The organism is Thalassobaculum sp. (assembly GCF_040219215.1).
In the GTDB taxonomy this organism is placed as follows: domain Bacteria; phylum Pseudomonadota; class Alphaproteobacteria; order Thalassobaculales; family Thalassobaculaceae; genus Thalassobaculum_A.
This window is the reverse complement of sequence record NZ_JAVJSX010000025.1, coordinates 52,626-71,466: the sequence shown is the minus strand read 5'-3', so window position 1 is coordinate 71,466 and position 18,841 is coordinate 52,626. Positions and strand designations below refer to the sequence as shown.

The following is an 18,841-nucleotide window of genomic DNA, read 5'->3' as shown; positions in this document are numbered from 1 at the left end:
CGAGCCGCTGGCACGACCGTTAAGGATCAGTCGCGAAGGTGGCGCGAACGCGGTACCTTTCGGCCTCAAGGTTCAGAATTTGTTAACTCAAATTTGTCTATTGTTCGTCGTTCGGCCAATCATGGGTGCGGCGATTGGGAACGGCTGGCCACCGAAGGCTCGTCGAGGAAACAGGATTGTCACGCGAGTGCGAAATGTCTGACATAGCCGACAACGAGAACGAGCGATCGCAACCAATGTGGCTCTCGCGGGTCAACATCATGCTGGTCGTGATGATTGCCCTGGCGGTTCTCAGCCAGTTTTTCAGATCATCCAACGGCGTGATCGCGCCGGAGATGATGGCCGAGATGCATGTGGATGCCAGTGCGATCGGACTGTCCTCCGGGGCGTTCTTCGTCATCTTTGCAGTGCTCCAGATTCCGATAGGCGTGCTGTTCGACCGCTACGGCGCCCGCCACGTGGTCTCCTCGATGCTGATCTTTGCGGTCATCGGGTCGTGTCTGTTCGCGGTGGCGCAGTCGATCGGAATGCTCGTTGCCGGGCGCTTCCTGATCGGACTGGGGTTTGCCGGCGGAATGGTCGGTTCGTTGGTCATCCTGTCACGCTGGCACAGCCCGTCCGACTTCATCAGGGCAATGACCATTCTTTTTGCGGCAGCAAACCTGGGCAGCCTGCTGGCAACTTCGCCGCTGGCAGCCGCAACGGACTGGATCGGCTGGCGTTCGACGTTCTTGGTCCTGTCGGCGTTCACCGCGATCATGGCCGTCATCTTCTTCGTGACCGTCCGGGACACCCGGCCGGGGGCTGAGGACAGCGCCGCCCGCCCACAGACGCTGGGAGATTCGATCCGCGGCCTGCGAGATGTCTTCCGGGTTCCGGGCCTCCTTCGAGTGGTGCCGCTGATCGCGCTGGGGTACGCATCGGTCATCACCATCATCGGTCTTTGGGGCGCGCCCTACCTGCACGAGGTTCATAATCTGGAGAGCCTCGAGGGGGGCCATCTTCTCTCGGTCCTGGCGATCGCATTCGTGATCGGGACGTTAGCCTACGGACCGATCCAGCGAAGGGTTTCCGGCTTTCGCCGGGTGGTCGTCGCCGGCAGCGCGGCAACGGGTGGACTGCTGATCGTCCTTGCCCTGTTCGCTGGCACCTCGCTCGTCATTACTGTGCCCTTGTTGGTCGTTATCTGCACCGTGGGTGCCTACAGCGTCGTGCTGATGGGCCACGGGGTGGCGCTTATTCCGTCGACGCTGGTCGGGCGAGGCACCACGACGCTGAACGGCGTGCTGATGGGGGGCACGGCAATCCTTCAGATCGTCAGCGGGCTGATCGTCGAAGCGGCTCAGACCTGGTTCGGGACGCCGGTTGCCGGGTATGCCGCGTTCTTTGCAATTCTCGGTCTGGCAACGCTGGCCGCGACGGTGTTCTACCTTCGCGCCCCTGAGCCAGTGCGTGGTGACCGTAGGCCCGATTGAACGGGTCGTTGACCGACGTACTATCATGAGAGGGAGATCGATATGTCCATGAAGCGCACGTTGTTGGGAATCGCGACCAGCATTGTCGCGGTACTCGCCCTGGTCACCACGACCGCCGCATGGGCTGAGTCGCTGCCGCAGCCCCAGGGCAAGCCGCTGCTGCAGGTATCGGGTCAGATCAAGTCCAAGAATGCCGGTGAAGGCGCGGTTTTCGACCTGGCCATGCTCGAAGGTCTTGGCCGCACCAAGCTCGTGACGTCGACCGCCTGGACCGAAGGCCGTCCGGAGTTCGAGGGCGTTCTGCTCAGCAAGCTGATGGAGCGGCTCGGCGCCTCTGGGGCGACGATGGTCGCGATTGCGCTGAACGACTACAAGGTTGAGATCCCGACCGCGGATTTCGCAAAGTATCCGGTCATCCTTGCTTACCGCATGGATGGCGAACTCCTCCGAATTCGGGACAAGGGACCGCTGTGGATCATCTATCCGCAGGATGATCATCCGGAGCTGAAGAACAAGCAAACCCAGGCCAAATGGGTTTGGCAGGTCAAGGAAGTTCAGTTCAAGTAACGTCCCGGCCGCGGTTTGATACAACAATGCCGATTCTGCTCAGGAGCCTTTCGACCATGATAAGTTTGCGTGAGCTGGCGTGGTTGATGCTGCGATACGGCGTCCTGGTCGTAGGGTTTTGTGCATTCCTTGTCGGTGTCTTCTTCATCTTTCAGGGCTTGATCCAGCAGCGCGAGCTCATCGAGAAAGAAAGCCGCATCAATATCTGGTTCTTGGCGCAGACCGAGATCGAGTTCCTTCGGTTCCAGGATTCGCTCAAGGACTACGAACTAGCGCCGAACCCTGAAACTGCGGAAGTCGCCCGTCAGCGGTTCGAGATCTTCTGGAGCCGGTTGCCTCCGCTGCTGGAAGGGACGCAGACAGCCGAGCTCCGGGCGATCGAAGGCGTCGTTCCGACCGCCAAAGAGATCATCCAGGTCCTGAAGACCGTCGAATCCGAGATGGAGGATCTCCAATCGGTGCCGTTGGATGCTTTGACGAAGGTCAAGCGACAACTCAATACCCTGGGGGGGCCGGTTCACGATCTTGTCCGCCGGGCGCTGCTGTATGAGTCCAATGAGGTCAGCCGCGGTCGGTCTCGCCACAACGAACTTTATCAGCAATTGCTGGGACTGTTCGGCCTGACCCTTGTCATGGGATTGGTCATCTTCTTCATGCTGTTCCGCCAGATCGTCAAGACGCACCGCGCGATCGGCGACAAGGAACGCGCCGCCACTCAGGCGATTACGGCCCGCAACGAGCTCGAGCTGGCAATCAACAGCATTTCGGAAGGATTCATCATCTACGATCAGGATGATCGTGTAGCACTCTTCAACAAGCGCTATGTCGATCTCCATCCGCAACAGGCCGATCTGCTGTGTGTCGGCATAAGCTTCGAAGAGCTGCTGCGGGCGGCTGTGCGCAACGGCGGTGTCACCGTCCGTGAAGGCGGGGTCGACGAATGGGTGGCTTCCATCCTTGAACAGCGGCGGGCTACGGCCGAGACGACCTTTGAGAGCCGCCTGTCCGACGGTCATTGGCTGCGGATCAGCGAGCGGCGAACCAGCGACGGCCGCCTGGTCGGCGTGCATACCGATATCACCGAGCTGAAGAAGCGCGAGAGCCTTGTCGCGCAGAAGTCGGAGCTGCTTCAGACGACACTTGATAATATGAAGCAAGGTATCGCCGTATTCGATGCGGCGGCGAACCTGGTCCTGTTCAACAATCAGTACTTGATGGTCAATCATTATCCGCAGGAGCTTGTGGATAATTCGATTGCCTACCGGGAGTTCGCGACATTCGCAGCACGCAGGGGTGACTTCGGTCCAGGCGAGCCGGAGGCGATCGTCAACTCCCAGGTTGCTGCGATCGAGGAACTGCTTCGCACCCGTTCGGGAAATCTCCGTCAACAGCGGCGGTTGCAGGACGGCCGGGTGGTGGAAACCGTCGTCACGGCCTTGCCGACGGGCGGTTTCGTCAAGACCTATGAAGATGTAACCGAGCGGATCACGTCGGAAGCTGAACGCGTCCGGTTGACCGAAATGTATCACGCGGCCCAGAAGACCCAGGCGCTCGGCACCCTCGCCGGGGGGATCGCCCATGACTTCAACAACATCATCGGCGGTATCATCGGGAACTGCTCGCTGATGATCGAAGACGTGCCGAAGCATGACCCGGCGCACGGTCGGCTTCAGCAGATCCTGGATTCAGGCACTCGGGCCCGCGATCTGGTTCGCCAGATCCTGACCTACAGCCGAAACGCCGAGTCCGAGCGCAAGCCGCTTGATCTCGGTGCGACTGTGACGGACAGCCTCTCCACCCTGAGGTCCCTGATGCCGGGCAACGTGACGTTGCGTGCCCACAATGTTGAGAACTGCTTCATCGAGGGCGACGCCACGCAGATCCACCAGGTCATGCTGAACGTCTGCGTCAACGCGGCCCAGTCGATTGGTGACCGGCGCGGCCGGGTCACGGTCTCGGTGCAGAGCATCGACGTGGTCGGGGCGAAGCCGTCGGAAGGCCGCCGGGACAGGTCCTGGGAAGGCCGGTCGGTGCACGGGCGCGCCGGGACCTTGGTCGACGGTCAGTACGTCAGGCTGACCGTTACCGATACCGGTTGCGGAATTCCCGAGGAGGTCATGCCGCGGATCTTCGAACCGTTCTACACGACCAAGGAGGTGGGTCAGGGAACCGGGCTGGGACTTGCGGCTGTCCATGGAATTGTGCGCAACCACGACGGGGTGGTCGTTATCGAGAGCCTCGCCGAGGTCGGCACCCGGTTCGATTTCTATTTTCCGCAGATTCTTGTCCCACTGACGGCCAGTGCCGGAGAAGCGCCCAAGGAACCGGCGGAGGAGGGGAGCGAGCGGGTGTTGCTGGTCGACGACGACCGGGTGTTGCTCTCCGTGACCCGTGAGATCCTTGAACGCCTGGGCTACATGGTCGAGGCTCACGTCGAGCCCGAGCAGGCCTTGGAATCATTCAACTCGGATCCGAATGCATGGGACTTGGTCATCACCGACCGCTCGATGCCGAAGATGACGGGCGAAGAGCTGGTCATCGCCATGAAGAAGATCCGAGACGACGTTCCAGTGTTGATGTTGAGCGGTTTCGTCTCGATAGAGGACATCGAGCGGTTGACGGCAGCCGGGATCGATTCCGTGATTGGCAAGCCGGTTCTGCCGGATGAACTTGCCGCCTCGGTCCGAACCGTGCTCGGCCGTGCATCGAGTGACACCCGAACGACGGCCGAGCCTGTGCCCGACTTGACCGCCTAGGTGGTGTTTGTTCCACAACAGGGCGCTGCTGGTCCGCGCTGCGATGCAGCGAACCTGGCACCCTTGAGCCGCGGGGTGCGACTGTTTACGCTTCGTCTACCGCGAACTTGGATGATTGAAGTTGGGTGAGGACAGGGAACCGGTTTTGGATGAGTGTCAGACTGGCATCTGGATGACCTATGATCCGCGGCGGCGTCCCCGGTTCAAGGATGTCGGAACTCAATATGCCAAGGGATTGGGACCTGAGCGACGCATCTCCGGATTGCAGGAGTAGGGTATGAAGATCTCTCTCGTCGACGACGACGACAACCTACGCGACGCACTCCTGGAAGTACTTCGAAGGGCCGGGCACGAGGTGCGGGCAGCTTCGAATGGCATCAAGGCGGCGCAGCTGTTGCGCGAGTGGCCCGCAGACCTTGTGGTCTGTGACATGTTGATGCCCGACTCGGAGGGGTTCGAGGTACTTCGGTCGGTCAGGCGCAATACGCCCGATATGAAGTTCATCATGATGTCCGGCGCCAGTGGGGAGCTGTCGCAGTTCCTCAACCAGGCACCTCTCCTTGGGGCTGATGCAATTCTGCAGAAGCCGTTCGCACCGAACGATCTGCTTGAGATGATTGATAGCCTTGCCGCGGGAACAACCGCGTCGCCCTCGTCCTCCAAGACCAATGGATGACCCAGGGTCGGCCATCGGTAATAACCAATTGTTAAACTTCGTCTGCGCTTACTAAGGTGGGGTGAAGTTGTCAGGCGAGGGGATGAATGAACGAGTCCGCGGTATCAGTCTTTCGGAACGGGCGCCTGTCGTCGCATCCGTTGGACGAAGAGGGCACGCCGGACGAGGTTCGTCCTGACGTGAGTTACGACGCACCTGAAGAGGGCGTTCGGGCATTGCTGCGCGCCGTCGGGGAGGATCCCGACCGTGATGGCCTTCGCGATACGCCCGGCCGGGTGGTTCGGGCGTTTGCCGAGTACTGCTCGGGCTATGCGTTGGATCCGGTAGCGTTGCTGCAACGGAAGTTCAGCGAGGTGTCCGGCTACCAGGGCCTGGTCATTCTGACGGACATCGACTTCGTGTCGCATTGCGAGCATCACCTGGCGCCGATCGTCGGAAAAGCCCATATCGCGTACCTGCCGTCGAATGCCGTGGTCGGCATCAGCAAGCTGGCGCGTGTCGTCGACGCCTATGCCCGCCGGTTGCAGATACAGGAGCGGATGACGGCCCAGATCGCACAGTGCATCGAGGAAGGACTGGCACCGCGCGCGGTAGGAGTGGTTGTCGATGCCGAGCACGGCTGCATGACCTTGCGCGGTGTCAACAAGCGCGCCCCACGCCTTCGCACGCAGGCGTTCGCCGGAGAACTCGCTGTGGATTCCCAGATGCAGCAGCGGTTTTTCGACGCGATCGCTGCCCAGCGGTAACCGCCGCAATGTCGGAGGCCGCCAATTCGTTGTGGCCGGGAGAACACGGAGACGACGCCGCGACTTTGATCGCGGCGTTGCGCATTGCGGGGATCGGGGTGGCGGTGCTGAACCGTTCCGGGCATGTCGTGACGGCTGACGAACGGTTCTGGGCGATGCAGGGGGTCGGCGCGGGCTCCACGGGTTCGTCGAAGATCGAGACCGGCCGGACACTCGGCGACATTCTCTCGTCATCTGCAAGCGGTTCGCCGGACTCAAACGGCCGTATCCTGTCCGATGCGTGGCTCGACCTGATCGACGCGATGCCGTCGGACGGCGAGGGCCATAAAGCGGTCAGCCTTGATGATGGCCGGATGTTGGAGCTCGCGGCGATGTCGGCGGCCGACGGATCGATCGTGCTGACGGTTGCCGTTCCAGGCGCGCGGCAGGCGGCTGAGGCCGAACGGCAGGTGCGAAGTCGCGTTGCGCACGATATGAACAATCTTGTCGGCGGGATGCTGGCCAATCTGCATCTCTGCCTCGCTGATTTGCCGAACGACCATCCGGTTCGGAAGCGCCTGGAGGTGGTCAACCAGTCGGCGTTGGAACTGCGATCGAAGGTCCAGAAAGTGGCGTCGTCGTAGGGACCTTCGACTGGTCCAACATCGGGGAATTCGGACCGCAGTTGGTGCCAGCGAGCCAAGTTTCTGATCAGAAGTATCCTGTTCTGCCGTTGATCGACGGGAGAAAAGGCCGCTCGGCGGCAGAAAAATGAAATGCAGGCTTGCAATTTCCTTTGATTAATATCACATCTTCCGGGTCGATGGACGGTCGGACGACTTGGTCTTGAGCCGAAGAGATTCTGCGTCAAGCTGAGAATGCGCTCGCCTGAAAAAATTGCGATTTCGACGGTTCGCGGTTTCGCGAGCAAGCAACTACAGTTTGTGAAAGGGGTTTCCATGGCTACGGGAACCGTTAAGTGGTTCAACGCTCAAAAGGGCTTTGGCTTCATTGAGCCGGATAGCGGCGGCAGCGATGCTTTCGTCCATATCAGCGCTGTTGAGCGTTCTGGCCTGAGCGATCTGCGCGAGGGACAGAAGGTTGACTATGAGCTCGTTTCCGACCGGAAGAGCGGCAAGATGTCGGCCGACAACCTCAAAGTTCTGGACTAATTAAGATATTGGCGGGCTCCGGAGTTCCCGGAGCCCGCCAGTTTCCTGCCTCGCCTCGCTACAGCCGACCCATACCGGGTCGGACCATGGTTCGTGATGTTGCGGCAGGACATCCTTCGGAACGCGCTCGCTGCGCCTTATGTCCCCGCACCTCACGCAGGTTGCGGGTTTTTTGTTTTCACCAATCGGCCGAAACGGTCGGTAAACGGGAGATGGCTATGGCCAAGGGACAGATGCGTGGAAACAAGGAAGTGCGCAAGCCGAAGACCAAGAAGCCGGCGGAATCCGCGACAACGTCATCGTTCACGATGAAGGGAACGACGACGCCTCCGGGCGGGTCGAAGAAGAAGGGCGGTTAGCCGGACGACAACGGCCGCTTCGTAGGTCGTACGGCCCGGCAGCAGCAGGCAGCATGTCCAAGGGATCATTCTTTGCGGAAAATTAACAAAACTTGGTGAATCATGCCGCGAGCAGTCCGGGGAAGCGCATATGCGGCACATCTTGGGTCTTGTCATCGTTGCGTGCGCAGTCGCGTGGGGAGCAAGAGCCTCCGCGTCTGAACTGACGGTCCAACTGGGGTGGGTCCATCACCCGTCGTTTGCCGGCTTCTACATCGCCGAGGACGAGGGGTACTACGCTGCCGAAGGGTTGAACGTAACGTTTGTGCCTGGCGGTCCGGGCGTTGATGCCGCGGGACCGGTCATATCCGGCGGATCCGATATCGGCATGGCGTGGAGCGATGCGGTCCTGCAGCATCGCGCGGCCGGAGCCCCGATCGTCGCACTGGCCGCCATCTACCGTCGGTCGCCGGTCACCTTCTTCTCGCTGCCTGAAGCGAATATCCGGCACCCGCGTGACTTCATCGGTCAGCGTGTCCGTGCGACGCCGGATCTGATCCCGGCTCTGAGCTTTCTGATGGGGCACTTTGGCATTGAGCCGTCGGCCTATCAGGTTCTCCCCCTGCCGTCTGACCCGGAACTCGTCCTGCAGGGCGCTGCCGACGTTTGGGGCGCGTACGTCACCGGTCTGCCGGCCCAGATCGAGGCGCGCGGCCTGACCCTCAACCACATCTATCCGCAGGACTACGGCTTCCGGGCCTATGCGCGGGTCATCTTCGCAACCGAGGAAACCGTTCGGACCCGTCGTGCAGATCTGGTGGGGTTCCTGCGGGCAAGCATGCGCGGATGGCTGAACGCCATTGCCAACCATGCGAACCTCGCCCCCTTCGTGCAACGGCGGACACAAGCGTTCTCGGACGACGAGATCCGCCGGATGTTCGCTGTGATCGTCCCGCTGGTCCATACCGGTCAGGATCAGATCGGCTGGATGACCAGGGACGACTGGCAGACGGCGGCGACGGTTCTCGAGCCGATGAATCCGGCACTCGCCGGCCTCGATGTCGATGCGCTGTTCGACCTCAGCCTGTTGCAGGAGGCCTATGGTGGGTGGCCTCGCTGACCGCCTGTCGCTTCGGGGTTCGATCATTGCCCTGATCATTGCGATCGGTGTGATAGGTCCTCTTGCTGCCGGCTGGGTGCATCACGCTCAACTGGTGTCGCGAGCCCGGGCGGCGGCGGAGCGGACGGTTGCGGCCATCAACGCGGAAAAGGCGTTCCAGGTATCCGCTTCAGTCAACGAAGCGGTGTCGTTCCTCGGCATTATCGAGCAGGACATCGAAGGACATCTCGGTTCGATACAGAAAAGAACCGGCGGTCGCCTGGACGAGGTGTTCGTGCTGGACGGCAGAACCGGTGAAGTGCTGGAGTCGACAGACCGCGCGCAGCTCAACAAGATCCGCAGCGAGGAGACATACTTCGCGGCCGGTCGGCAGGGCCTGTACATCAGCCCGCCGGTGTTCGACCTGTATCGCCGCAAATCGGTACTGACCATCGCGATGCCAGCGCGCCGCAACGGCCAGCTTCTTGTCCTGGGAGCCGTTCTCAGCCCCGTCGGGTTTGCCAAGGTCCTGCAGACCAAGTCCACGGCGTTCCAGAGCGAGGACAGCTACCTGATCAGCCGCGGCAATCTGCTGGTGTCACCGCCTCGGCTCGCAACTGACACCGGGCCCCTGATCGGTGGCGTGCACGAGACGTTCGTCAATCGCTGCATCGCCGGGCAAACCGGGGTGGAGGAAGGAAGCGACTATCGGGGAGCCGCGGTGATTGTCAGCTACCGGTGGATCGAGACACCGGCGGCGTGTCTGGTGACGCAGATTGACGTCGCGGAGTTCGACCAGACGCTGAGCGGGGTCGCAACGTCCACTGCGCTTGTCGCGCTTGTCGTTGTCGGCGGTTCGCTGGTTGCGGCGTTCCTGGTATTTGCGCCGCTGTTCCGGCGCATCTCCAACGCCGTGACGGTTTTTCATTCGCTTACCGACGGAGACACCACGGCACGGCTGGCGCCGAGCGTGTACCGGGAGTTCCAGACCGTCACGCAGGGGTTTGCGCTGATGGTCGAAGCACGCAACCGCGCCGAGCGCGAGCTTATTGCCGCCCGGCTGGATGCGGAAACGGCGAACCGGACCAAGTCGCGGTTCCTGGCGGCAGTCAGCCATGAACTGCGCACCCCGTTGACCGGGGTCCTGGGAATGCTCGACCTGGCGGAACGACGCCGGTCATTGACCGAGGTGCGTCATGACATCGAGGAGGCGCGGACCGCTGGGCGGCATCTCCTGTCCCTGATCAACCAGGTGCTGGATTTCTCGAAGATCGAGGCGAACAAGATCGAGCTGACGGCCAAGCCGTTTGATCCGGAAGCACTGATCCGGAACGCGGCCGGCCTGTTTGAAGCGACGGCGCGTGCCAAAGGGATTGCCATTGAGACGACACGCAACGGCACTCTCCCCGCAGCACTTGTCGGTGACTCCGAGCGCCTTGCCCAGGTCCTGATCAACCTGATTGGCAACGCCGTGAAGTTTACCTCGCAGGGCGGTGTGACGGTTCGGTATGGCGCCGAGCCGTCCGGCGACCGCCGCCATCGGCTGCGGGTCGAGGTGATCGATACCGGGCCGGGAATCTCATCCGAAGGACAGGCACTGCTGTTTCAGGAGTTCTCGCAGATCGATCGCGTGGACGCGTCGAGCGCGAACGGCACCGGACTCGGACTGGCGATCTCAGCGGGGCTGATGAGCCGGATGGGCGGGGAGATCGGGGTCTCATCGGACGGACCCGGTACCGGATCCACGTTCCACATCGACCTGGAACTGGACGAAGGTGAACGTCTGGAGCCGGTCGAGTCGAAGATTGGTCGTCGTCCAACCCGGCCGTTGGCGATCCTGCTGGCCGATGACGTGGCGCTGAACCGCGACATAATCGGCCAGTATCTGCAGGAAGAAGGCCACACCGTCGACACGGTCGGCGATGGTGTGGCGTGCCTGGAGCGGTTGCGATCGGGCACTGGCTACGACGTGGTCCTGATGGACGTGAACATGCCGGTGCTGGACGGTGTCGAGGCGACACGATGGATTCGCGCCGAAGCGACGGCATGGAGCGCCATCCCGATCATCGGTCTGACAGCGGACGCGTTCACCGAGCAGCGTGACGCCTACCGGATGGCCGGAATGACCGACTGCCTGCCCAAGCCAATCGAATGGGAGCAACTGCTGTCGACCCTCGCGTCCGTCGCAAACGGTGCAGACGTCGCCACGGTGGATGTCCAGCCGGAGACCGTGCCGGCAGCCTCTCCCGAAGTTCAGGAACTTGCGGCGATAGAACTGTTCAGCGTGAAGCAGCAGGACGACCTCATGGCGCGGCTTGGTCACGTCCGCACCGTCGAACTGACGCGTGACGTTCTGGCGACGGTCACGGATCAAGCCGACCAGATGGCCAGCGTGATCGATGACCCCCAACGCTTGCGAGCCATTGGCCATGCGGTTCGTGGCGTATCGGCAAATGTCGGCCTGACCCGCGTTGCCTTCGGTGCCGGCTTGATTGAAGCTGCGGCCCGGGATGGACAGGTCGATACCGATCTGATCGGCGCACTCCGGGACGCCGTTGCGGAGACGAGGCATCGCTACACGGCGGTTGCCGAGCAGGTCGCGACCCGGCATCGCGAGAAGATGCATTGACTTTGGTTGTACCGGACGCGGGTCGTCTCGGCGGCGTCAGGCCGACTTCGGCGGGGCAGCCGGCAGCGTGATGCGGACGGTGGTTCCCGAGCCGAGTTCGCTCGCAACCTCGATCTTCCCCTGCATCGCCGTCACCAGACCGTGGCAGATCGAAAGACCCAGGCCGGTTCCTCCGCTCTTCCTCGAATAGCTCGACTCGATCTGAACGAACGGTTCCCAGATCCGCGGCAACTGATCGGGCGGGATGCCGATACCGGTATCGGCTACCTCGATCTGAACAGTCTCATCGTCAGTCGCATGAACCGACACCGCGACCGTGGTGTTCGGCGGATTGTGCTTCTGGGCGTTCGACAGGACATTGATCAGAACCTGCTGGAGGGCCCTGGAATCTGCGAAGGCGGAGGCTTTCTGGGAGAGCGGGGGCAAACGTAATTCGACGCGACGTTCCTCGAAGTTCACCGCCAGATGCCGCACGATGCGATGAACCTCGTCGACAACGTCGAGCGGTGCTGGCTTCAGCTCGTAGTGCCCGTTTTCGATGCGCGACAGATCCAGGATGTCGTTGATGATCGAGAGCAGGAACTGGCCGCTTCGCTCGATATCCGCGATGTAGCCTCGGGCGCGCTTCCAGAGCGGGCTTCCCTCCTCGCTTTCGACCAGCAGCTGGCTGAAGCCGATGATCGCGTTCAACGGTGTGCGCAACTCGTGGCTCATGACCGCCATGAAGCTGGACTTGGCGGTGTTCGCGGCCTCGGCCTGCTGAGCGGCCAGGACGAGTCGGCGATAGAAGTCGTCACGATCCAGCGCGATCCGGTAGCGCATCCAGATCAGAACGCTGATCCCGACGAACAGCATGATCGCGAGGAACACCGTCAACGGCAGGAACGGTGACAGCGTCGGCCATCCGCTTCTTGGCGCAGCCAGCAGCTTCCACTCGCCGTTGACGATTTCGACGGTGAGTTCGATTGGAGCGTGCTGGCGAATGTCGGGGTCGCCCCAGAAAACCTGTGTGTCGGCCGGATCGCCGTTGCGGCCGGTGAGGGCCATCCGATAGTTCGCTTCGAACGCGGGGTAGCCGGCGCGGATCAGCAACTTCTCGAAGTCGACAACCGTGGAGGCGATGCCCCAAAGCGCCCGCTCGCCGGAGGGTCCCGGCCGCCGGCGGATCGGGAACCGCGCAATCAACCCAAGCCCGCCTTGCTTGAGTTCAAGCGGGCCGGCGACAACCGTCCTGTTGTTCTCGATTACCTTCTCAACCGCGACCCACTGATCGGGTGTCTTCCGGTAATCGAGACCGAGTGCCGCCTGATTTCCCTCCAGAGGGTACATGTGGGTGATCACGAGATCGCGGGCCAACGCGAGATTGCGGACGTGATCCGACGCATCCTGCAGCATGTCCTCGGCGATCAGTTCGAACTCATGCTGGGTGATACCGGGACTACTGCGAATGTAGCCGGCCATACCCCGGATCAGTTGCACATCGACGTTCAGGATCTGCTGGAGCTGAACCCGGAGGGTATTCAACTGGTCTGCTGCGGCATTTCGTGCGCTTTGCCGTGCTGCCAGACCGGACATGCTTTCGATCAGGAGGACGAGCAGCAAACACCCGAACGCGGCGATCACGAGCCAGCGCCCCGCGTCCTTGCGTCGTACGCTCGGGTCGGGCACAAGCCGGCCGCCGTTGTCGATCATTCGTTCATGTCTCGCCGCGCTGCGAAAGGTTACTGCTCTTTCGTAGCATAGCGTGCCGACGGTGCTCGCGAATACGTGTGGTAAGTGCGGATCATGCCGGCAGTACGAAACATCATGGAGGCGCGCCGCCGACTGGTTCTAGACAACTAGATGGCCAGGTGCCGCACCCAGTCCTCGTGCCGACGATCCACGCCTGTGTGCTCAACGCGGGCGGCGGCGCCGGTTGCACCCATGCGACGGACATCCTTCGGGGTGAGCCCGTAGCGCCTCCGAAAGGCACGAACGAACGCAGCGTCGTTGGTGTAGCCTGACGCCAAAGCAATGTCGTAAATCGAATGGTGACACGTGGTCGCGTCGGTTAATGCGAGGAGCGCCCGCCGCAGTCGCCGTTCGCGCACGTACTTTGCGATTCCTCCGAACGACTCGAACAGTTCGTAGAGCTTCGAGCGGGACACGCCAACCTCGATGCAGATCGCCTCGACCGACAGGTTGGGATTGATGATGTTCGCCTCGACAAACCGACGTGCCTTGGTGATCTGCGCGAACACGATCCCGGACGCCTGATGCGGACTGTCCGGCGAGATCGCGGCGTTCAGGCAGGCTGCCGCCAAGCCCACGGTCGCCGGGGCGATCTCAACCGCTTGGCGCGCCGTTATCCGGCTCGATAGCTTCTTGAGCGAAATCATGTGGTCGCGCAGCAATTGCACCATCGGCTCGTGCCCCGTGAGGACGCGCAGATGCTGGTCGCCAGCCGATTTCAGCTGATCCTCGAGCATGAGACGCGGAATGAACAGCGAGATGTTTGCAAAATTGTTGGTCTTCGACACCATCGGCTGCGCAAGGTCAAAGACGACCAAGCCATCCTTGGGAAAACTCATTGGCCCACTGTCGGTCTCCCACAACATGTCGCCTTTTTCGTAGAGCTGGATCATGTAGTGATCCATCCCGTCCTTGGCCATCAGCCGCGGAGACCGCTCCCAGCGCTGTTCCAGCGTTTGCGTACGCGCCAGCATGACCGAACCGAACATGTTCGCGTCGATTTCCGCTTGGAAACCATTGCTTCGTACGGTCTTGTTCGCTTCGACCTCGAAAACACACGCGATGCTCTCGCGCCACAGGTCGAAGCGTTCGTGCGTCGGCACGCCGTCTACCCGGAAAACGGCATGGGGAACCGGATCGTCGTCTGGCGTTGGGACTGCAGCACCGTGGTGTTTCGTCATCGCTCCCTACTGTCCCGCCGATCTTCTGAACGACGCTTGATCACCCGTTCATAGCCGCTACGGCAGCAGGTCTCGGCGGTGGTCGCCAAGTCTCACTTCTGGTGAACCTCAATGGTACCAGGATTTTCATCTGCTGGTATCGACTTCCCTAATGTTTGCAATCTCATAGAACCATTCGGCGCATTGGAGCCAAAGACGCTCCAGGTCTCCGACCTGAAACCTTTCAACACAAGGACAGCGTCTGAGTTTCTGGACGAACGGTACTGGTTTTCCAGACGTTCGGCAGGCAGGGTTCGACTTGTTCTTTCATAATGAACACTCGGAGGCCGGTGCGTCCGGTTGCGGACACGGGGAGGGGGAGATGGGATGGACCCTTGATGCCCGCGTTCACGGGTGCATCGAGCGGTGGCGTCGGCGGTGGTCGGCGACTGTCTCGGGCGACCGGAAGCGTGGCGCCGGGGTATCGGCGGTTGCCCCCGGGGAGAGGTTGACCTGCTGTGTTGGTTCTTGTCAGCGGGCTCTCGACGGAATCTCGTCATCGCCAAATTTGGACAGCGCGGCCACGCACGCCGCTGGTGGAGGAGGGGTCGGACACGCACTCGCGGCCGGTGTGGCTTCAGTGCGGCGCATCAGGTTCCGTTCGGCCAGCCTGCAGCAGTGAACGGAAGCTAGGAGGACCAGCATGGACGACAAGAGAGACATCCGCCGCCGCGACTTTCTCGCAGGTCTGGGCCTGGGTGCCGGATTGGCGGGATTGGGGTTCCCTCTGCCTGCAAAAGCGGCGATCGCTTCCTTCTCGTCGGCGATGCCGGCTCCGCCGGGCGCCAAGATCGCGCGGGTGGCCATCTATCCAGCGGTCGGAATCTGCCGGGTCGGCGGGAGTCCGAAGTGGTTCCTCGCTCCTGAACTGCCGGGGGTGCCGCCCAAGCCGGACGGCGGGTTCAAGGACGGAACCGACCGGATCAAGAAGCAAGCGCAACGCTTCCGGATCTATGCGTACGACGATCAGGATCGCGTTGTGGGAGAGGTGACCTCGAAAGAGGCGACGGTGTCCTGGCGCGTGCATGTCGCCAATACGAAGGCGGCTTGGTATGGCTTCAACAATCCTCTGGACAATGGAGCCGTGGCGCCAGGCCTGCCGGGACAGCAGCGCAACAGGTACTTCACGAACCCCGCCGACCGGGAGCGGATGCTGGTGATCGATCCAGGTCCGGTCGAGATCAGCGGCAGCAAGGTCAATTGGGACGGCGATCAAGGCAACTACGCCATGGTCGGCCGGTTCTGGGACAGCACGGACGTCGGGCTGGGCCAGTTGCGCACTGACGATAGCGGTCGTCTCATCGTCGTGCCATCAGACGGCAAATCGGGTTCGCCGCAGAACGCTCCCATCACCAGCTTCGCGGACAATGACGGCTGGTATGACGACTGGTGCGACGGTCCGGTCGATGCGACCGTCACCTTGGCGGATGGGCGGGTGTTGAAGGCGGACGGCGCCTGGGTTGCCTGCGTGGGTCCCAACTTCGCACCGGAAATTCCCCCGATAAGCACGCTGTACGACGTCATCGCGAGCATGCATTGGGAGCAGGGATGGCAGTCGATACCCGACGGCCCGATCTCCTTCCGGAAGCATGTCTATCCGACATTCAGGCGAACGGCGCTCATGGAGTGGGTATCGGCGGCCGCCCACCTGCAGGAGGCCTGGCTCGATACCGGGAGCTTCGCGAGCGAGGACTACATTGCCCGGCTCGCCGATCCGAGCGTGGAGAATGCCGCCCTTCGGCAGGCGGTGTTCGCCAAGTTCCGGAACCCCGACAACCTCGGTGACGAGGCCTACAAGGAAGAGCATCTGAAAATCCCGCTCATGACCGGAGACGGGATCAATCACGACGGCAGCGCGCTGCAATGGTTCCAGTTCCCCAAGCTGCAGTACGAGTTCCTGAAGCGCTGGGCGGCGGGCGACTTCGTGAACGATCTCGCCGACGCCGCGTTGGACGGTGTCGAGGCGCTCGAACAGTTGCCGGTGGCAATGCAGCCGGCAGCGCTGACCGAGGCGGCGCTTGAGCCGTGTTCGGGAGGTGCATTCCACCCGGGTGTCGAGCTTTCCTACTACCTGCGGCTACCGCCGCTCTACCGCCGGTCCGCCGATCCGACGGCAGAGCCTTTCCGGATTGCCCGTGGCGATCGTACGTCGCTGCTCCAGGATGTCGGTCGCATCCTGGACTACACGGCCGCGACCCAGCCGTCGGGCGACAACACCGTTCCGATCGGTCCGCAGATGCCGGGTGACCTGACGCGATGGATGGGGCTGCCATGGCAACCGGATGCCTTCAGCTGCCAGCATGTGGCGATGCAGGACGCATTCCCGATTCCGGTCTGGTGGCCCGCCCTTCTGCCGGTCGATGTGCTGCCCGAGGAGTTCTACAGGCAGCTGATGCGGGACGATCTCTCTGACGAGGCCCGCGTGAAGTTCTTCGAGAACCGGGTGTGGTGGGCTCGGGGCGTGCCCGGCATCGGGTATCACGCCAACGCGAGCTACTGGGACGGCATCACCAACATGATCACCATCTGGCAGGAAATGGGCTTCGTGGTGAAGCGGCCGGGGCCACCGGACGGTGCACGACCTCAAGGCATTCCCCGTGAGGTGTACGTCGAGGTCGACCGGGGCAACGTGGAGATCCGGACGAAATGGCAGCCGCGAATGGGGCAGTTGCCGTGACTGCAGCCAACCCGAGCCGGCTTTCGGCGAAGCCGGTCGTCGTGGCTGGCGCGGGAATCTCTGGTGCGGCGGCGTGCGTCACCCTGGCTCGCCAGGGCCTGAGCGTCGTATGGCTGGCACCGGAGCCGGCAACGCCGTGGAAGCCAGGCGAGAGTCTGGCGGCTGCGGCGGGTCCGCTGCTCGAGAGCTTCGGGGCGGCAGGCATTCTCGACAAGCCGGCCCATCGCCGGATGGAAACCAGTTTCTCGTGCTGGGGCTCCGATGCTCTGCTGGAGCGCAGTGCAATCGCGTCGCGCGGCGGCCTGGGCACTGCAATCGATCGAAGCGCGTTCGAAGCGGATCTCAGAGATCTGGCGGCTGAGGCAGGCTGCAGGATTGTCTGTGCCGAGCTTGCCGATTTCGCCAGATCGGAGAGCGGGTGGGTACTGCGAACCGGCGACGGGCAGGAACTCGATGCCGGGTTCCTGGTTGACGCGACCGGGCGTTCCGCGTTCGTCGGCCGCCGAATGACCACGATGCATCGGCGGGACCAACTGGTGGCCGCAGTCGCATTCCTGCAACAGGTCGAGACGGACGTGGACCCCACCCCGGCCACGGTGATCGAGGCGGTCCAGGATGGCTGGTGGTACGCAAGCCTCCTGGCCAATGGTTCCCTGGCGGTCAACTACTACACGGACCCCGATCTTCTGGCGCGCGGCCTGACCCGGGATGTCGAGGCTTGGAAACGGCTGATCGCTGAGAGCCGCTACATCTCGAGGTGGATCGCAACCGGCGGCTTCGGCGTAGCGCAAGCGCCGCAGCTGGCCAGTGCCGGATCGACCTGGCTGGAGCGGGCCGCCGGTCCGGGCTGGATTGCCGTCGGCGATGCGGCGGCAGCGTTCGACCCGCTGTCCGCACACGGCATGACCACGGCCCTTTGGACCGGGATCGAGGCTGCCAAAGCGATAAGGCGAGTGCGAGATGGAGAGACCGCGGCGCTCGACGCCTATTCCGCGCGCGTGGCGGCGGGTGTCGAGCGGTTCCTGGCGGATCAGATCGGAATCTATGGCCGAGAGGTCCGTTTCAGGAAGAACACATTCTGGAGCCGTCGCGTCGTGCGCAATCCGAACGCCAATGCTGCGGCGTCGAGCGTGGACGAAGACCGCTCGGTCGCCTGATCGAACGCAACCCCACGAAGGAAGCCGAACAATGAAAGTACCGAACGTGTACAGAGGGCTGACGCTATCCGTGCTGGCCCTCCTCGTATCGGCCGCGGGGATGCCGAATGTCGGGCACGCAGACGCGATAAAGGCCCATCCGGATCACAACCTGCCCGGCCTGCCTTACTCAGCCGTGGTGCGCGCGGGCAACACGATCTATGTCTCCGGTGTCCTCGGCCATGTTCCCGGCAAGGCAGAGCTGGTGCCTGGCGGCGTGGGCGCGGAGGCCCGTCAATCGCTCGCATACATCAAGGAGTATGTGGAGCTTGCGGGCGGCTCATTTGAGAACACGGTCAAGTGTATGGTTCTGCTCGCCAATATCGAGGATTTTCCGAAGATGAACGAGGCGTATCGGGAATTCTTTCCGAAGAATCCGCCAGCGCGATCGACGGTGATCGTTCCCGCCTTGCCGCTTGGCGCGGGTGTCGAGATCGAATGCAACGCCATTATCGTCGACTGACCCGGCGGGGTTCGCCTCACCGCCTCGGCAATACGCCGGAACACCCCAGTTGTCATCGACGATCGGGTACGCTTGCCTGAACCGCAGTGATCCTCCGCGTGTAATCTGATCCAATCG

The 18,841-nt window shown here is 62.3% G+C and carries 15 protein-coding genes; 13 read left to right on the top strand and 2 right to left on the bottom strand.

The window, feature by feature from the left end:
* The first annotated feature begins 194 nt into the window (after nucleotides 1-194).
* The 10 genes from RIC54_RS18185 (at nucleotide 195) to RIC54_RS18140 (ending at nucleotide 11,437) form a co-directional block, all read left to right on the top strand.
* Nucleotides 195-1,475, top strand: a complete 1,281-nt coding sequence (locus RIC54_RS18185; RefSeq protein ID WP_350096222.1) for an MFS transporter — start codon at nucleotides 195-197, stop codon at nucleotides 1,473-1,475.
* A 42-nt stretch (nucleotides 1,476-1,517) separates the two neighbouring features.
* The gene (locus RIC54_RS18180) at nucleotides 1,518-2,042 is read left to right on the top strand and encodes a putative pterin-binding protein (protein ID WP_350096220.1); all 525 of its coding nucleotides are present in this window, start codon (nucleotides 1,518-1,520) and stop codon (nucleotides 2,040-2,042) included.
* Nucleotides 2,043-2,098: 56 nt separating this feature from the next.
* Complete coding sequence (locus RIC54_RS18175; RefSeq protein WP_350096218.1) at nucleotides 2,099-4,798, top strand: PAS-domain containing protein; 2,700 nt, start codon at nucleotides 2,099-2,101, stop codon at nucleotides 4,796-4,798.
* Nucleotides 4,799-5,075: 277 nt separating this feature from the next.
* On the top strand, nucleotides 5,076-5,474 hold the full coding sequence (locus RIC54_RS18170; RefSeq protein WP_350096216.1) for a response regulator: 399 nt from the start codon (nucleotides 5,076-5,078) through the stop codon (nucleotides 5,472-5,474).
* 86 nt (nucleotides 5,475-5,560) lie between these two features.
* The gene (gene folE / locus RIC54_RS18165; RefSeq protein ID WP_350096214.1) at nucleotides 5,561-6,220 is read left to right on the top strand and encodes a GTP cyclohydrolase I; all 660 of its coding nucleotides are present in this window, start codon (nucleotides 5,561-5,563) and stop codon (nucleotides 6,218-6,220) included.
* Between the two features lie 8 nt (nucleotides 6,221-6,228).
* Nucleotides 6,229-6,843: a hypothetical protein gene (locus RIC54_RS18160; protein ID WP_350096212.1), complete on the top strand. Its 615-nt coding sequence runs from the start codon at nucleotides 6,229-6,231 to the stop codon at nucleotides 6,841-6,843.
* Between the two features lie 315 nt (nucleotides 6,844-7,158).
* A complete protein-coding gene (locus tag RIC54_RS18155) occupies nucleotides 7,159-7,371 on the top strand; it encodes a cold-shock protein (RefSeq protein WP_350097333.1) in 213 nt (70 codons plus the stop codon).
* Nucleotides 7,372-7,589: 218 nt separating this feature from the next.
* On the top strand, nucleotides 7,590-7,730 hold the full coding sequence (locus RIC54_RS18150; protein WP_350096210.1) for a hypothetical protein: 141 nt from the start codon (nucleotides 7,590-7,592) through the stop codon (nucleotides 7,728-7,730).
* Nucleotides 7,731-7,860: 130 nt separating this feature from the next.
* Nucleotides 7,861-8,829, top strand: a complete 969-nt coding sequence (locus RIC54_RS18145; RefSeq protein ID WP_350096208.1) for an ABC transporter substrate-binding protein — start codon at nucleotides 7,861-7,863, stop codon at nucleotides 8,827-8,829.
* The gene (locus RIC54_RS18140; RefSeq protein ID WP_350096206.1) at nucleotides 8,813-11,437 is read left to right on the top strand and encodes a hybrid sensor histidine kinase/response regulator; all 2,625 of its coding nucleotides are present in this window, start codon (nucleotides 8,813-8,815) and stop codon (nucleotides 11,435-11,437) included. The genes RIC54_RS18145 and RIC54_RS18140 overlap by 17 nt, the downstream gene beginning before the upstream one ends.
* A gap of 36 nt (nucleotides 11,438-11,473) precedes the next feature.
* On the opposite strand, the gene RIC54_RS18135 is transcribed toward RIC54_RS18140, so the two are convergent.
* Together RIC54_RS18135 and RIC54_RS18130 are read right to left on the bottom strand one after the other, a co-directional pair.
* Nucleotides 11,474-13,129 carry a sensor histidine kinase gene (locus RIC54_RS18135; RefSeq protein WP_350096204.1) on the bottom strand — a complete coding sequence of 552 codons (1,656 nt, stop codon included), beginning with the start codon at nucleotides 13,127-13,129 and terminating at the stop codon, nucleotides 11,474-11,476.
* Between the two features lie 146 nt (nucleotides 13,130-13,275).
* Entirely contained in the window at nucleotides 13,276-14,349 is a 1,074-nt protein-coding gene (locus RIC54_RS18130; protein WP_350096202.1) for a helix-turn-helix domain-containing protein, read from the bottom strand.
* A gap of 682 nt (nucleotides 14,350-15,031) precedes the next feature.
* On the opposite strand from RIC54_RS18130, the gene goxA reads away from it, so the two are divergent.
* The 3 genes from goxA to RIC54_RS18115 are packed head-to-tail and all read left to right on the top strand — an operon-like array spanning nucleotide 15,032 to nucleotide 18,724.
* Nucleotides 15,032-17,065 carry a CTQ-dependent glycine oxidase GoxA gene (gene goxA / locus RIC54_RS18125; RefSeq protein ID WP_350096200.1) on the top strand — a complete coding sequence of 678 codons (2,034 nt, stop codon included), beginning with the start codon at nucleotides 15,032-15,034 and terminating at the stop codon, nucleotides 17,063-17,065.
* Nucleotides 17,035-18,222, top strand: coding sequence for a glycine oxidase maturase GoxB (gene goxB, locus RIC54_RS18120; RefSeq protein WP_350096198.1), 1,188 nt, complete (start codon nucleotides 17,035-17,037; stop codon nucleotides 18,220-18,222). The genes goxA and goxB overlap by 31 nt, the downstream gene beginning before the upstream one ends.
* Before the next feature lie 31 nt (nucleotides 18,223-18,253).
* Nucleotides 18,254-18,724, top strand: coding sequence for a RidA family protein (locus RIC54_RS18115; RefSeq protein WP_350096196.1), 471 nt, complete (start codon nucleotides 18,254-18,256; stop codon nucleotides 18,722-18,724).
* The last annotated feature ends 117 nt before the right edge of the window (nucleotides 18,725-18,841 follow it).

What these genes read in the sequence shown, in the direction of transcription:
- RIC54_RS18185 (WP_350096222.1), top strand. Translation starts at nt 195, where the DNA reads ATGTCTGACATAGCCGACAACGAGAACGAGCGATCGCAACCAATGTGG.
- RIC54_RS18180 (WP_350096220.1), top strand. Translation starts at nt 1,518, where the DNA reads ATGTCCATGAAGCGCACGTTGTTGGGAATCGCGACCAGCATTGTCGCG.
- RIC54_RS18175 (WP_350096218.1), top strand. Translation starts at nt 2,099, where the DNA reads ATGATAAGTTTGCGTGAGCTGGCGTGGTTGATGCTGCGATACGGCGTC.
- RIC54_RS18170 (WP_350096216.1), top strand. Translation starts at nt 5,076, where the DNA reads ATGAAGATCTCTCTCGTCGACGACGACGACAACCTACGCGACGCACTC.
- folE (WP_350096214.1), top strand. Translation starts at nt 5,561, where the DNA reads ATGAACGAGTCCGCGGTATCAGTCTTTCGGAACGGGCGCCTGTCGTCG.
- RIC54_RS18160 (WP_350096212.1), top strand. Translation starts at nt 6,229, where the DNA reads ATGTCGGAGGCCGCCAATTCGTTGTGGCCGGGAGAACACGGAGACGAC.
- RIC54_RS18155 (WP_350097333.1), top strand. Translation starts at nt 7,159, where the DNA reads ATGGCTACGGGAACCGTTAAGTGGTTCAACGCTCAAAAGGGCTTTGGC.
- RIC54_RS18150 (WP_350096210.1), top strand. Translation starts at nt 7,590, where the DNA reads ATGGCCAAGGGACAGATGCGTGGAAACAAGGAAGTGCGCAAGCCGAAG.
- RIC54_RS18145 (WP_350096208.1), top strand. Translation starts at nt 7,861, where the DNA reads ATGCGGCACATCTTGGGTCTTGTCATCGTTGCGTGCGCAGTCGCGTGG.
- RIC54_RS18135 (WP_350096204.1), bottom strand. Translation starts at nt 13,129, where the DNA reads ATGATCGACAACGGCGGCCGGCTTGTGCCCGACCCGAGCGTACGACGC.
- RIC54_RS18130 (WP_350096202.1), bottom strand. Translation starts at nt 14,349, where the DNA reads ATGACGAAACACCACGGTGCTGCAGTCCCAACGCCAGACGACGATCCG.
- goxA (WP_350096200.1), top strand. Translation starts at nt 15,032, where the DNA reads ATGGACGACAAGAGAGACATCCGCCGCCGCGACTTTCTCGCAGGTCTG.
- goxB (WP_350096198.1), top strand. Translation starts at nt 17,035, where the DNA reads ATGGCAGCCGCGAATGGGGCAGTTGCCGTGACTGCAGCCAACCCGAGC.
- RIC54_RS18115 (WP_350096196.1), top strand. Translation starts at nt 18,254, where the DNA reads ATGAAAGTACCGAACGTGTACAGAGGGCTGACGCTATCCGTGCTGGCC.